Raw genomic sequence first — 12,243 nt, forward strand, 5'->3', positions numbered from 1 at the left:
CGGCAGCGGCAACCGCCGGGTCACTGTCGACCTGCGACGCAGCGTAGTACGCGACCATCGCTGGTGTCCTGAGTCGTTCGGGAGCAGTAGCGGTCGAGGCCGGCGAGGATTTCGTCCGCGGTCTTGGTCCATACGACGGGTTTCGGCTCGTCGTTCCACACGGCGATCCAGGCGTTGACGTCGTCCTCGAGGGCTTTGACGCTGCGGGGGACGAGCGGCGGAGTTTGCGGCTGGTTCAACCCGGCGAACCAGTGTTCGACGAGGTTGAGCCAGCTGCCCGAGGTGGGGATGAAATGCAGATGAAACCGAGGGTGGGCGGCCAGCCATTTCTTGATCGCTGGGGTCTTGCGCGTGGCGGTTACACCGAGCCGATCCTGCACCGCCGCCGCGCTGCGCAGAAGCTCGTCACTGGCAAAATACACGACCACACGATGAGGAAGTAGAGATGACTCAGACCGCCGATCAGGCAACCCCGTTCAACACCGACCACAACTACCAGTTTCTGCTTGTCGAGCGACGGGGACCGGTGGCACTTATCACCTTGAACCGCCCCTCGGCGTTGAACGCACTGTGCGACGCACTCACCATCGAGCTGACCCAAGCCCTCGACGAGACAGAGGCCGACGACACCATCGGCGCGGTCGTGCTCACCGGTAGCGCAAAGGCATTCGCTGCCGGCGCCGATATCAAGGAGATGCAGCCGAAGTCATTCGCTGACGTCTATCTCGAAGACTTCATCACCGCCAGCTGGGAGCGTGCCTCCACCACGCGCAAGCCAATCATCGCGGCCGTGGCGGGCTTCGCCCTCGGTGGCGGTGCCGAGCTCGCAATGAGCTGTGACTTCATCATCGCCGCGGACACAGCGCAATTCGGCCAGCCGGAAATTACGATCGGCATCCTGCCCGGAGCCGGTGGCACCCAGCGCCTGACGCGCGCGGTCGGCAAGTCCAAGGCGATGGACATGGTTTTGACGGGCCGACGTATCGACGCCGACGAGGCCGAGCGAATTGGCCTTGTCGCGCGTGTCGTTCCCGCCGACGATCTGATTGAAGAAGCCGTGGCGGCCGCGACCAGCATTGCCGGTTTCTCCCGCCCGTCGGTCCTGATGGCCAAGGAAGCGGTGGACCGGGCATTCGAGACCACTTTGTCGGAAGGTCTGCTCTTCGAACGCCGAATGTTTCACGCCTGCTTTGCCACCGAAGGCAAAGCCGAAGGCATGGGCGCGTTCGTCGAGAAGCGTTCTCCGAACTTCAATGGACGCTGAGAGGAGATCAACATGTCTGCATCCATCGGGCTTCCACGCGTCATGCGCATCGGAGGCGGTGCTGTCGCCGAGATCGGTAGCGTTGTCGCAAGTCTGGGATTCTCGCGACCGTTGGTGGTCACCGACAACGTCCTCGTCGGCACAGGTGCAGCGGCGACGATGATGAAGTGGTCCAACGACACCCAGTTTCGTAACCACTACTCGATGCCCACCCATGAGTGAGGGGGTCGTATCGACCGAGAAGCTCACGGTCGACGACGCGGTGCTGAGTGAGCTGCGCGGGAACGTAGGAGTTGTCACCCTCAACCGGCCACGTCAGCTCAACGCGCTCACCACGCCCATGGTCGAGTCGATCGATGCCCGGCTAGCCGCCTGGAGCGGTGAGGGACTGCGCGCCATCGTGCTGAATAGTGCCAGTCCGAAGGCGTTCTGCGCAGGCGGTGACATCCGGGCAATCCGGGACAACAGTCTGACCGGCGACGCCGAGGCCATCGAGCGGTTCTTCGCCACCGAGTACCAGCTCAATCACCGGATCGCCACCAGTGCGGTTCCCGTCGTATCGTTCATCGACGGCATCTGCATGGGCGGCGGCATGGGACTGTCGATCCACGGAACGTTCCGGGTGGTGACGGATAACGCCTCATTTGCCATGCCGGAAACGAAGATCGGCTTCTTTCCTGACGTGGGTGCGAGCTATTTCCTGTCACGCCTGCCCGGCGCGCTGGGCACTTATCTCGGACTGACCGGGGCCCGGATCACAGCGGCAGATGCGCTGTACTGCGGTCTGGCGACGCACAGAGTAAGCGCTGGAGCATTCGACGAGCTGATTGAGGCCATCGATCAAGGAGAATCCATCCACGGCGTGTTGGCCGGTATGGCCGGATCGTCAGAGAGCAGCGCCGGTTCCCTCGCTGCCCACCGTGCCGAGATCGACTGGTGCTTCGGTGCGAGGACCGTGCGAGAGGTTGACGAGCGTCTAAGCCAGGTCGGCGGGACATGGGCTACGACGACCCGTGACACCCTGCACGAGCTGTCGCCTCAGAGCCTTGAGGTGTCGCTGCATCTCATCTCTTGGGGCCGGCAGCGGTCGCTAGCCCAGTGCCTAGAAGCTGAACTTAATGTCGCGCGGAATGTGGTGAAAACCGAAGACTTCATCGAAGGAGTGCGCGCGGCGCTCGTCGATAAGGATCAACGCCCTCTCTGGGGTGAATCGCGGTTTAGGGGTGCAGATTCAGTTGGGCGCGCCACATGGAATGTGTGCTGAGGTTTCGGCGTCGGTGGAGCCGGTGAGCTGCGATTGAAGGTTTGATCGAAGGGTGCGCCACAACGGTATTGGTACAAATCCGTACTCGTGGTCCTGGTCTACCAGTCTGAAAGGCGGAACCTTCGCACCAGACGTGGAGGCAGCTGATGACAAGCCTGGAACGCTGCCCGAGCATGGTCCGTCCTTCGATGAAGCGAGCAGCACGATCAGGTCATCGCTCAGACAGACGTTAGAACGCCGAACGATTGAAGGCAACGCGCACCGAGGTAACACACAAGGCGGATCTACCGTCACCGGGACCGCAGGAGGTCATCTAGTACTGACCTCCGCCGGCAACAACTGGAGGCTCTTTGCTCGGTGCCGAGGCTTGCCTGCAAGCGAATTTTTTCCGCGAGAACGGACGACACTCGGCAGTGGGAATGCAAAGCCCCGATAGCTACGAGAAGTCGCTTCGGGCGGCAGTCGCCTGAAGCAGGTAACCCCCTTGTCCACCGTTCAGGGGGAACCCCAGGCGTGCTCCGTCGCTTCACCCAGACACCCGGTACCTGCTGGTTTGCCCACTGGGAAAGGATCCGGCCGCATCACCGCTCCCGAACACTATCCGCGGCTGCCGATGCCCAGCCGGGAGCACATGGTCCGGTTTTCTGGAGATATCGATCTCGCGGACACTCAATTCGGCGGCGGCATGCTGGGGATGAGCGCGCACCTATGGGGCCGTGACGATCACGCATGGTGCGTGGCAACCGACATAGACCTCATGACGACCTACCTCGGCGCGTCAGCGGAATGCGTCGAGGCCGTGCTCACCGCCCTGATCTTGAAGCACCCCCCCGATCAGAAGATCACCTGGGACAGCGACACAGTCAACCCCCGTTGCCTGGAAGCCCATTCTGACCTATGCCGTGGTGCGCACCAGTCCACCGCATGGGGGCCGCTGACCGTGAACGATGCACCCACACCAACGGCACCAGCCACCGGGAGCTGCGGGTCCGCTCCCGGCAATGGAACCTGGTGAGCGCCGATTCGGTGGCAGGATGTGACCATGCGTTGGACCGAAGAGCCGCTTGACGAGTCCAATTCGGGGGCAGGGCGATTCAACTTCGGCTTTGTGGGGGAACCGCCGCCTGAACTTGCCGCTCATATCGATCGTTTTGCGGATCTGCACACGAGGGAACGCCAACGCAAACTTCAACGTCACGACGTCCCGGGCTTCCGCAAGCCGCCGAAGAAGGATCAACAGGCTCTCTTCCAGTCCGCCGGCCCTCGTCTACACGGCGGTCCACTCCTGGCACCCACGGAGGGAAGATGGCCTATCACGGCGGGAACTACGGAGTCCCCGCCCCGTATTACATGCCCCTGCCCGGATTCAGGATGTTCGTCGGGTCGAACGCTGCCTTGACCCGGGCCATCAGCTCACGTTCGGTGGTACCCACCATGGCCTCCATGTACGGTTCCTTGAGGACTCCGATTCCGTGTTCACCGCTGATCGATCCGCCCAGAGCTAGGCACTCGGCCACCATCTCGTCGAACGACTGCATCGCCCGCGTGGACTGCTCGCTGTCGGACGCGTCGAACACGATGGTCGGGTGCAGATTGCCGTCCGAGGCATGGCCGAACGTGCCGATCGTCAGCTCGTAGCGTGCCGCGATGCCCTCGATGGCATGCAGCATCTCGGGTAGCCGATGCACCGGGACGGACAGGTCGTCGAGCAGTGTTGAGCCCTGTCGTTCCAACGCGGTCAGCGCAACACGGCGCGCCTGCATGAACGCTTCGCCCTCCACCGGATCGTCGGTGTCGTACACCTCGGTGGCGCCGGCCTCGGTGCAGGACTGCGCGCAGATTCGGGCTTCGGCGGTGGAATCCCGTCCGTCGCATTGGATCAGCAGGAGTGCACCGGCGGACTCGTCGAGGCCCATGTGGGTCATGTCGTTGACGGCGGCGATGGTGGTGCGGTCCATCAGTTCCGCCAGGCACGGTTCGGCGGTCTGCCGGATCGCGAGCACCGCGTCGATGGCCTGCGCGGTCTCGGGGAAGCTGGCGACCACCGTGGCGGCGGCGGAGGGCGCCGCCCGCAACCGCATGGTCGCTTCCACGATCACCGCGAGGGTTCCCTCGGAACCGACGAGCAGTTGCGTAAGGTTCAGGCCCGCGACGTTCTTACGTGTCGCCGCGCCGGTGTGGATGATCCGCCCGTCCGCGAGCACGGCCTTGATGCGGGCCACGTGGTCGGCGGTGACGCCGTACTTGGCGCAGCAGGTGCCTCCCGCGTTGGTTGCGAGGTTGCCGCCGATGCTCGAGATCGCCCGGCTGCCCGGGTCCGGCACATACCAGAGCCCCAGCTCGGCGGCCGCCGCCGCCAGGTCGCCGTTGATCACACCGGGTTGCACGGTGGCGGTCCGTGCGGCGGGGTCGATGTCGAGGATGGCGTTCATCTTCTCCACGCTCAACAGGATGCACCCGTCGAGTGCATTCGCGGCTCCGGCGAGGCCGGTGCCCGCGCCGCGGGTGACGACCGGAACACCGTGCCGGTGAGCAATTTTCAGGGTTTCCACCACATCGTCGGTGTTGCGGGCGCGGACCAACGCGAGCGGCATTCCCGCCGCGGTCAGCAGCGATTGGTCGCGGCGGTAGGCAAGCATCAGGTCGGGCTCGGTGACGACGGCGTCGCCGAGGGCTGCTGTCAGTTCGGAGACAGGGGTCAAGACGTCGAGACTCATGGAACCATCCATCCGAGTACGGGGGTCGACTGCAGGTAAATGATGATCGTGAGGAACGCGAGCAATCCCAGGCTCCACCCGATGAGTTTGCGCAGAATGGCCCCCTCACTCCCCGGGAGTCCCACCGCCGCGACGGCCACCGACAGGTTCTGCGGCGACAGCATCTTGCCGAGCACGCCGGCCGAGGAGTTGGCGGAGGCCATCAGCACCGGATCGAGCCCGGCCTGCTGTGCCGCGGTCATCTGCATGACGCCGAACAACGAGTTCGACGACGTGTCGGATCCGGTGATGGCGACGCCGATCCATCCGATCACGGGAGAGAGGATCGCGAACAACCCTCCGGTGGAGGCCAGTGCCATTCCGAGACTGCCCGTCTGACCGGACAGGTTCATCACGAACGCCAGCGCCAGGACCGCGGTCACGGTGACGATGGTCCACCGCAGCTGCACGAGAGTGTCCCGGTACGCGCGGAGCGCCTCCCGGATCCCGATGCCGTAGATCGCGGTGGTCACGACCGCCGACAACAGCAGCAGTGTGCCCGTCGCTCGCAGATGGTCGAGCTTGAATGTCTGTGCACCGACGGCGTTTCCGTCCGGATCGACGACGTCGAGTCCCGGCCACGCAAACGCGATCGTGCCGATATCGGCGAGCCAGACCTTCACGACAGGCACCTGAGCGAGGGAGAAGATCGCGATGATCGTCACGTAGGGGGCGAGCGCATAGACGGCGCGGCGCCCGCGCCCGTAGTGGTCGAATCGGCCGGGTGACGTGGGTGTCGTCGCGCCGGCCCCTGATGCGGACGTGATGCCGACACCGATACCGGCGCCCACGGGAGCCTGGCCGCGGTCGCGTGCCGGCACGTCGGGGGAGGCCGCCAAGGTCTCGGCGGGACTCCAGAGTTTCAGCATGCCGAGCACGGCAATCACCGTCACTACCGCGGCGACCACGTCCGTCAGCTCGACCGTGAAGTAGTTGGCCGTGAGAAATTGCGCGAACCCGAAGACGAGTCCGGCGACCAGCGCGACCGGCCAAGTCTGGCGCACGCCGCGACGGCCGTCGACCAGGAACACCATCACCAGCGGGATGATGGCGGCGACGAACGGGGTCTGACGGCCCGCCATGGCGGAGAGGTCGTCGAGCGGCAGTCCGGTCACCCCGGCGAGCGCCAGGATCGGCGCACCGAGCGCGCCGAACGCCACCGGCGCGGTGTTCGCGAGGAGTGAGGTGCACGCGGCCTTGAGCGGCTTCATGCCCGCGGCCAGCAACATCGCCGCCGAGATCGCGACCGGAGCACCGAAGCCGGCGAGTGACTCGAGGAGAGCGCCGAAGCAAAACGCGATCAGGATGGCAAGGATGCGCTGGTCATCGGAGATCGACCGAATCACCCGGCCCAGCTCCTGGAACCAGCCACTGACGACGGTCAACTTGTAGAGGAACAGGGCGTTGACGAGGATCCAGAGAATCGGAAACAGCCCGTAGAATGCGCCCTCCGCAGTGGCGCTCGCCGCCTGTCCGATGGGCATCCGCCAGCCGACGATCGCCGCGCAGACCGCGAGGGCGAGTGCGATCAGGGCCGCCCGGTGCGCTTTCCACCGGAACACTCCCAGCATCACGAACATCGCCAGGAGCGGCACCGCCGCGATGACTGCCGACCACCCCAGCGACCCTCCGATCGGGTCCAGTGTCTGTTGATACATCGAGATCTCCTCTGTGATTGCCGCCACCCAACCCAAAGATTGTCAGACAAGTACTCAGGTCTGTCAAGAATGCATGTGCGTCGTTGTGGGAAGATCGGGTAGTTCATTCACGAGTGGAGGAGATCGAGATGGCGGGACGGGTCGCGGCGCTCTCGATAGTCGACGCGCTGGCTTTCGAGCTGCGGCAACGACTGTTTTCGGGCGAACTCACCCACGACGACGCGCTGACCGAGGCCGAAGTGGCCCGCAACTACGAAGTGGCCCGGCCGACCGCGAAAGCGGCCATCGAGAAGCTGGTGGGCGAGGGATTGCTGCAGCGCAGCACCCACAAGACCGCGCGGGTGCCGCATCTCGGGCCCGATGACGTCCGCGACATCTACCGGACCCGCGAACATCTCGAGGCCGCCGTGCTGCGCGAACTGTCGAAGTCTCGCACCGTTCCCGACGATGCCGTGGACGCCAATGCGGAGATCTCGGCGATGACCGACGCCACCCCGCTCTCGATCGTCGAACCCGACATGCGGTTCCACTCGGCACTGGTCACCGCGATGGGCAGCCCACGGACCAGCCGCGCCTTCCGGGCGCTTGTGTCCGAAGTGCGGCTGTGCATGGTCCAGGTCCAGGGCAAGCATCTGCTCACCAACCAGAGCATCGTCGCCGAGCACCAGCAGATACTCGATGCCATCGCAGCCGGCGACGGGGACGCGGCCGCGGAGATACTCACCAGCCATCTCAGCCGGGCGCGGGAACGCCTGGCCGCGGCCCTCGGCGGCATTCCCGGCCCCGAGGCCGAGCTGACCGAACCGTAAGCGCACCCCCGGTGGCCGGGGGTCCGGGTGCGACGATTCGGTACGTCCCAGTCGTGGCTGTAGCTCGATCGGTATCCATCGCCCGGGACTGTGATGATCCTGCGGTGTTTGCCGCGTTCTGGCGCGGTCTGCTCGGCGGCGAGATTACGTGCTGCTCGATCCCGCCGGCCACCCGATCTGCCTGTGCCTGCGGGAGCCGAACCTGACCGCGTGGAGCAGCTGACACAGCCACCGTTCGATCACCGACACCGTATCGTCGGCGAGGTTGACGACGTAGGCGGTGTGGCTGGTCGGGTCGACGGCCACACCCTGCGGACTGCTCCCGACCGGGGCGGTGTCGGGGTCGGTGCAGGTCTCGGTGCAAGTTCCGCTTCGGCTGTCGGGGAGTCGGATTCGGATGTCAGTACCGAGCCGACCCGCTCCTGGGCCCGCCCTCGATACGAAAGGTCGTCGTCAGCCAATTCGGTGCATTCACCATGCTTTCGTTCACGATTGCCATCCCGCCACGCTCGTCGCTCAAGCTGTTGTACACACCCGCGAGATACGTGCCCGGGTAGTGGACGGTGCCGGCGGTTGCTTCGGGGGCGCACCCGCGAGTGGCGAAGTAGTCGTTCCCCAGACGATGGTCGCGGCGAAGGCGCCGGTGCAGAGGGCAGTGGTGAGGAAGGCTCCGGCGAAGAAGTCGCCGAGGGAGATTCGTGAGTGGGCGATCGGGGCGGGTCATGAGGTGTCCTCCCGCGGCCGGATTTCGGTCGAGATCGAGCTAGCCTTCCATGATGCTCAGGCCGAGATTTCGGTCGCGTGAGTTGCGGCATTGCCCTGAAGCACAGCGTGGCCATCCTGCCGCGAAGGCTATGAGCCTGTGGAAATCATGATCCTCGGCGGTGGGTGGTTATCCGCGCAGCGGTGCCGGGGAGGGGTGCGAGGTCTCCCGGTGACCTGACTTCACGATTCCCGCGCGGACTGGATCGCGATGGTCGGCATTTGCGTTGGGGAACGCCCGGTGGCCGCGGTTGCCGATATCCGTGCACCTGTTGGTGACACGATGGGCGGGTGGGGAGACAGAGCGGGATCTTCGGGGTTGCGGGTGCGGTCGTCGGGCCGGTCGCGGTGGTGGTATTCGCGGCGTTTACGTCGCGGCCGTACACGGTGGCCACGTCGTTCCAGCCGGCGTTGACTGATCCATCGATTGTGTCGGTGATCGTGTTCGGCGGCGGCGCCGCCGTGGCCGGGGCCGGTTGCGGTGTGGTCCTGTGGCTGTCTGGGTGGAGGGTGGTGCGAGACGCGGCAAGTGAGGACGAACGCCGCCGTCGGCGCACCTTCCTGCTCGGCCGGACCGTCGCCGCAGCCCTGGGCGGTATCACCGTGGGGCTATCGCGGAGGTCCGCAGGGCCCGCGCGCAGACCGTCGAGTACCAGGGGTCCCCCCACAGTCCGGTGCTAGAATCTTGGGCATTGTCGCAGGTCCAGCAGTTGATGTCCCCGCATCTTCCTGTCGGAGTCGCCCGGCCGAGGAGGCCGTCCCATGGCTGAGTCATCGGTACTACCCGCGGATCTCGGCGGCAGCCCAGATCTCGAACGCATCATCCTCGAGCACGCTTATCGCGGCGCCTATCTGCAGCTCGCGCTTCGCGGTGTGCTGGTGCTCTTCATTGCGTTGACTCTCGGGTTCGTCCCGCCCATGAACGATGCGGGCGTGTGCGTCGCGGTCCTGATCTGCTACGCACTCTGGTCCGGCGGGCTCGCGCTGTGGACTCGTCGAGGCGGTCCGGGGCCGGTGAACGCGATGTGGCTCGCACTGTTCGTCGACCTCGCGGTCCTCGGCTGCCTCACTCTGTTGACTGGTATTGCAGCGCAACAGAGTTGGACCGCAGACATCCTGAGCAACGGTTTGTTCGTGATCCCGCTCCTGGCCTCCACGCAGCTGCGCCCAGGTGTCTGCGCGTCCGTGGTCGTGCCTACGGTCTTGGTGTTCCTGGCCGCCAGCTGGGCCACGATGGCTTCGAACGAAGAACCCTGGACCTCCATCCTGCTCAGCACGATGGCCCTCGCCGTCCTCGGTGCAGGCGCCGTCGTGCTCAGCAGAATTCAACGCTCCAGAGTGCTGACCATCGGTCACCTGGTGCGCGACCGCACCGCCCTGCTCGCAGAGTTGATGGGTCTCGAACAACGCGAACGACGTGCGCTGTCCGAGCAACTCCACGACGGGGCGCTCCAACTCGTCCTGGCCGCGAAAATGGACCTCGACGACCTCACCGGCAGTGCCGACCCGGAGGCGGTGGATCGCATCACCCACGCACTCACCGAGTCCGCGACCCTGCTCAGGGCGACCGTCTCGGAGCTGCATCCCACTGTGCTCGATCGTGTCGGTCTCGCTCGCGCTCTCGGCGACATCACCCGATCCGCCCAGGCACGTGGCGGTTTCGACGTGGAGCTTCTGACCTCGGAATGGGTCGACGACCTTCGCACCACGGCTGATGATGTGCTGTTCAGCGCGGCACGCGAATTGCTCAGCAACGTGGTGAAACACGCGCACGCCCGTACCGTCCGGGTCGAGCTGGCGCGGTGGGGTGAGCATGCGGTCCTCGATGTCACCGACGACGGGTGTGGCATCTCCCGTGAGGCGATCGACCGAAGCCTCACCAGAGGCCACATCGGACTGACATCGCACGAACTCCGTGTCGTCGCGGCCGGAGGCAGCTTCTCCGTCCACCCCGGACCTCGATCCGGGACGGTTGCGCACATCGAAATGCCGTTCGAGATCGTGACAGCACCCGATGCCCTCACGACCTCGGCGCTCTAGCAGACGCCGGGCTTCGCTTTCACGATCAGTCGGATGTGACAGCGGACGGACTGGCTTCGAGGAGGGCCGTGACACAGGTGGGGCCGAGACCGATCTCCGGCCACCCCGCCGAGATCATGATGTCGTGCGGGCGTGTACACGTACCGAGCCAATAATTCGGCTCCGTGCGGTACGCGGGCACCCCACCCCACTTCAGCGGCGAACCGGATCGCGGCAGGTAGGGGTCGGCTTCGCCCGCCACGGACCCCAGCTGCAGCAGGACCGACAGATACGACCACTGGGTGTCGGGATCGGTGGGATCGGACAGCGATCGTGTCTCGTGATGCGCACGTTCGGCGGCGCACCCGGTCGCAGTCAGCGCGAGTCGGACATGGATTCCGGACGAGAAGGCGACGATTCCGAGCAAGTCGAGGGTGATGTGAGTTTTGGACGCGAGGATGGTGGGACCGTGCACTGCGGTCCCACTCGCTGCCGGCGGCGCGAATGCCGGCCAACGCGCTCTGCGCATGCCCACGATCGTGCACCTACACCGAGGCAGAATCAACGTGCCACGCCCGTACCGCCGCGGCGGTGCCGACGCCGCTTATCGTGGAGGAGGTCACAGGCGGGTGTGGGACGGAACGTTCGCAGGGGATTGAGTACCCATGGAGGCTCTGCCGGATTCGGGGATGGTGCTCGCGGTCCTCGAACACACTCCGGCCTTGGTGTTCGTGTCCGAATTCGTGTCCGGGCGAATCGTGTATGTCAATCCCGCCGGTGTCGGTCTGCTCGGATTGGGGGATGCCGTACGCGCGGACGACGGCGGAGCTGTTCACCGATGTCGGCCTCGTGCAGGCCCGTGAGGTGGAGTCGGCGCTGGTCGAGCGGGGGGAGTGGAACGGGCTGACGGAATTCCGCCATTTCGTGACGGGCGAGCCGATCCCGATGCTGATCTCGACATTCGTGCTGCAGCACACGCGCACCGGGCCGTCGCTGGTCGCCTCGTTTGCACAGGATCGCCGCGGCGCAGAAGAGGACGAACAACGCTTGCATCGCGCTCTGGCGGAGTCAGCGTACCGGGCCCGCGGCAGCAGGCGATCGCAGACTTGAGCCAACTCGCGGTCGGCGGGGACCTCGACGAGCTCCTCGCGGCGGCGGCCGGTGCGGCCGCCGCACTGATGGGTGTGCGGTGCTCGTCGATCGCGCAGATGTCCGACGACGGCGAACTCGCCGTGCTGGTTACCGAACCGGGCATTCGCCCGACGCCGGCTCGATGACGCCCTGGACGCCGCGCCGCGAGGTGGCACGCGCGTTGCGCTGTTGTTGGTCGATCTCGACGACTTCAGATCGTCAACGACAGCCTCGGCCATGCCGGCGGCGACGACGCGTTGATCGTTCTCGCCAGGCATCTGCGGTCGGCGGTGCGCCCGGGCGATACCGTTGCCCGCCTCGGCGGTGACGAATTCGTGGTGGTGTGTGAGCACGTCGCGGGCGCAGCAGAGGCGGTGGCGATTGCTGCCCGGATCACCGGAAGCGTCGCCGACCTGAACCGGCAGGATCTCTCGACTGGCCGATCAGTGGGAGTATCGGTGTCGCACTCTCCGATCCGGAGTGCACCCGTGAAGAACTCGTCCGCCGGGCAGACTCGGCGATGTATCGGGCGAAGGCTGCGGGGGCGGGCGGTTACGCGTTCTACGACGGCCCCTTCTAG

14 protein-coding genes and 4 pseudogenes are annotated in these 12,243 nt (G+C 65.5%); 12 read left to right on the plus strand and 6 right to left on the minus strand.

Annotated features, from left to right (window positions below; genetic code table 11):
- Positions 1 to 20: 20 nt before the first annotated feature.
- Positions 21 to 356 (minus strand): annotated as a pseudogene (locus tag GO592_RS12100) (IS630 family transposase); the annotation flags it as partial.
- A gap of 89 nt (positions 357 to 445) precedes the next feature.
- Here GO592_RS12100 and GO592_RS12105 point away from each other — a divergent pair.
- The 3 genes from GO592_RS12105 to GO592_RS12115 are packed head-to-tail and all read left to right on the plus strand — an operon-like array spanning position 446 to position 2,528.
- Entirely contained in the window at positions 446 to 1,264 is an 819-nt protein-coding gene (locus tag GO592_RS12105; RefSeq protein WP_202715162.1) for an enoyl-CoA hydratase, read from the plus strand.
- 12 nt (positions 1,265 to 1,276) lie between these two features.
- Positions 1,277 to 1,486, plus strand: coding sequence for a hypothetical protein (locus GO592_RS12110; RefSeq protein WP_237737210.1), 210 nt, complete (start codon positions 1,277 to 1,279; stop codon positions 1,484 to 1,486).
- Positions 1,479 to 2,528, plus strand: a complete 1,050-nt coding sequence (locus tag GO592_RS12115; protein WP_202715163.1) for an enoyl-CoA hydratase/isomerase family protein — start codon at positions 1,479 to 1,481, stop codon at positions 2,526 to 2,528. The genes GO592_RS12110 and GO592_RS12115 overlap by 8 nt, the downstream gene beginning before the upstream one ends.
- A gap of 1,346 nt (positions 2,529 to 3,874) precedes the next feature.
- On the opposite strand, the gene GO592_RS12120 is transcribed toward GO592_RS12115, so the two are convergent.
- Positions 3,875 to 5,245 carry an FAD-binding oxidoreductase gene (locus GO592_RS12120; protein WP_202715164.1) on the minus strand — a complete coding sequence of 457 codons (1,371 nt, stop codon included), beginning with the start codon at positions 5,243 to 5,245 and terminating at the stop codon, positions 3,875 to 3,877.
- The gene (locus GO592_RS12125; RefSeq protein WP_172650798.1) at positions 5,242 to 6,942 is read right to left on the minus strand and encodes an L-lactate permease; all 1,701 of its coding nucleotides are present in this window, start codon (positions 6,940 to 6,942) and stop codon (positions 5,242 to 5,244) included. The genes GO592_RS12120 and GO592_RS12125 overlap by 4 nt, the downstream gene beginning before the upstream one ends.
- A 128-nt stretch (positions 6,943 to 7,070) precedes the next feature.
- Between GO592_RS12125 and GO592_RS12130 the strand changes: the two genes are divergently transcribed.
- Positions 7,071 to 7,751 (plus strand): GntR family transcriptional regulator, encoded by a 681-nt coding sequence (locus GO592_RS12130; RefSeq protein WP_172650797.1) that lies wholly within the window; start codon positions 7,071 to 7,073, stop codon positions 7,749 to 7,751.
- A gap of 144 nt (positions 7,752 to 7,895) precedes the next feature.
- On the opposite strand, the gene GO592_RS44320 is transcribed toward GO592_RS12130, so the two are convergent.
- Together GO592_RS44320 and GO592_RS12140 are read right to left on the minus strand one after the other, a co-directional pair.
- On the minus strand, positions 7,896 to 8,057 hold the full coding sequence (locus GO592_RS44320; RefSeq protein WP_237737211.1) for a hypothetical protein: 162 nt from the start codon (positions 8,055 to 8,057) through the stop codon (positions 7,896 to 7,898).
- Between the two features lie 118 nt (positions 8,058 to 8,175).
- Positions 8,176 to 8,370: pseudogene (locus GO592_RS12140) on the minus strand (hypothetical protein); the annotation flags it as partial.
- A gap of 6 nt (positions 8,371 to 8,376) precedes the next feature.
- On the opposite strand from GO592_RS12140, the pseudogene GO592_RS44325 reads away from it, so the two are divergent.
- From GO592_RS44325 to GO592_RS12150, 3 genes and pseudogenes are all read left to right on the plus strand, one after another.
- Positions 8,377 to 8,541: pseudogene (locus GO592_RS44325) on the plus strand (Lsr2 family DNA-binding protein); the annotation flags it as partial.
- Between the two features lie 263 nt (positions 8,542 to 8,804).
- The gene (locus GO592_RS12145) at positions 8,805 to 9,194 is read left to right on the plus strand and encodes a hypothetical protein (protein ID WP_172650795.1); all 390 of its coding nucleotides are present in this window, start codon (positions 8,805 to 8,807) and stop codon (positions 9,192 to 9,194) included.
- 81 nt (positions 9,195 to 9,275) lie between these two features.
- Entirely contained in the window at positions 9,276 to 10,553 is a 1,278-nt protein-coding gene (locus tag GO592_RS12150; RefSeq protein WP_172650794.1) for a sensor histidine kinase, read from the plus strand.
- A gap of 25 nt (positions 10,554 to 10,578) precedes the next feature.
- Here the strand turns inward: GO592_RS12150 and GO592_RS12155 are convergent, their stop codons facing one another.
- A complete protein-coding gene (locus GO592_RS12155; RefSeq protein WP_172650793.1) occupies positions 10,579 to 11,061 on the minus strand; it encodes a hypothetical protein in 483 nt (160 codons plus the stop codon).
- Positions 11,062 to 11,197: 136 nt separating this feature from the next.
- Between GO592_RS12155 and GO592_RS46265 the strand changes: the two genes are divergently transcribed.
- The 5 genes and pseudogenes from GO592_RS46265 to GO592_RS45845 all read left to right on the plus strand — a co-directional run bounded on the left by GO592_RS46265 (position 11,198) and on the right by GO592_RS45845 (position 12,243).
- Positions 11,198 to 11,395, plus strand: coding sequence for a PAS domain-containing protein (locus GO592_RS46265; RefSeq protein WP_337952685.1), 198 nt, complete (start codon positions 11,198 to 11,200; stop codon positions 11,393 to 11,395).
- The gene (locus GO592_RS44330) at positions 11,382 to 11,642 is read left to right on the plus strand and encodes a hypothetical protein (protein ID WP_337952686.1); all 261 of its coding nucleotides are present in this window, start codon (positions 11,382 to 11,384) and stop codon (positions 11,640 to 11,642) included. The genes GO592_RS46265 and GO592_RS44330 overlap by 14 nt, the downstream gene beginning before the upstream one ends.
- Entirely contained in the window at positions 11,639 to 11,809 is a 171-nt protein-coding gene (locus GO592_RS44335; protein WP_237737213.1) for a hypothetical protein, read from the plus strand. The genes GO592_RS44330 and GO592_RS44335 overlap by 4 nt, the downstream gene beginning before the upstream one ends.
- 111 nt (positions 11,810 to 11,920) lie before the next feature.
- Positions 11,921 to 12,073 (plus strand): annotated as a pseudogene (locus GO592_RS45840) (diguanylate cyclase domain-containing protein); the annotation flags it as partial.
- 44 nt (positions 12,074 to 12,117) lie between these two features.
- Complete coding sequence (locus GO592_RS45845; protein WP_257226388.1) at positions 12,118 to 12,243, plus strand: hypothetical protein; 126 nt, start codon at positions 12,118 to 12,120, stop codon at positions 12,241 to 12,243.

Source organism: Rhodococcus sp. 21391, assembly GCF_016772255.1.
GTDB lineage: Bacteria > Actinomycetota > Actinomycetes > Mycobacteriales > Mycobacteriaceae > Rhodococcus_F > Rhodococcus_F opacus.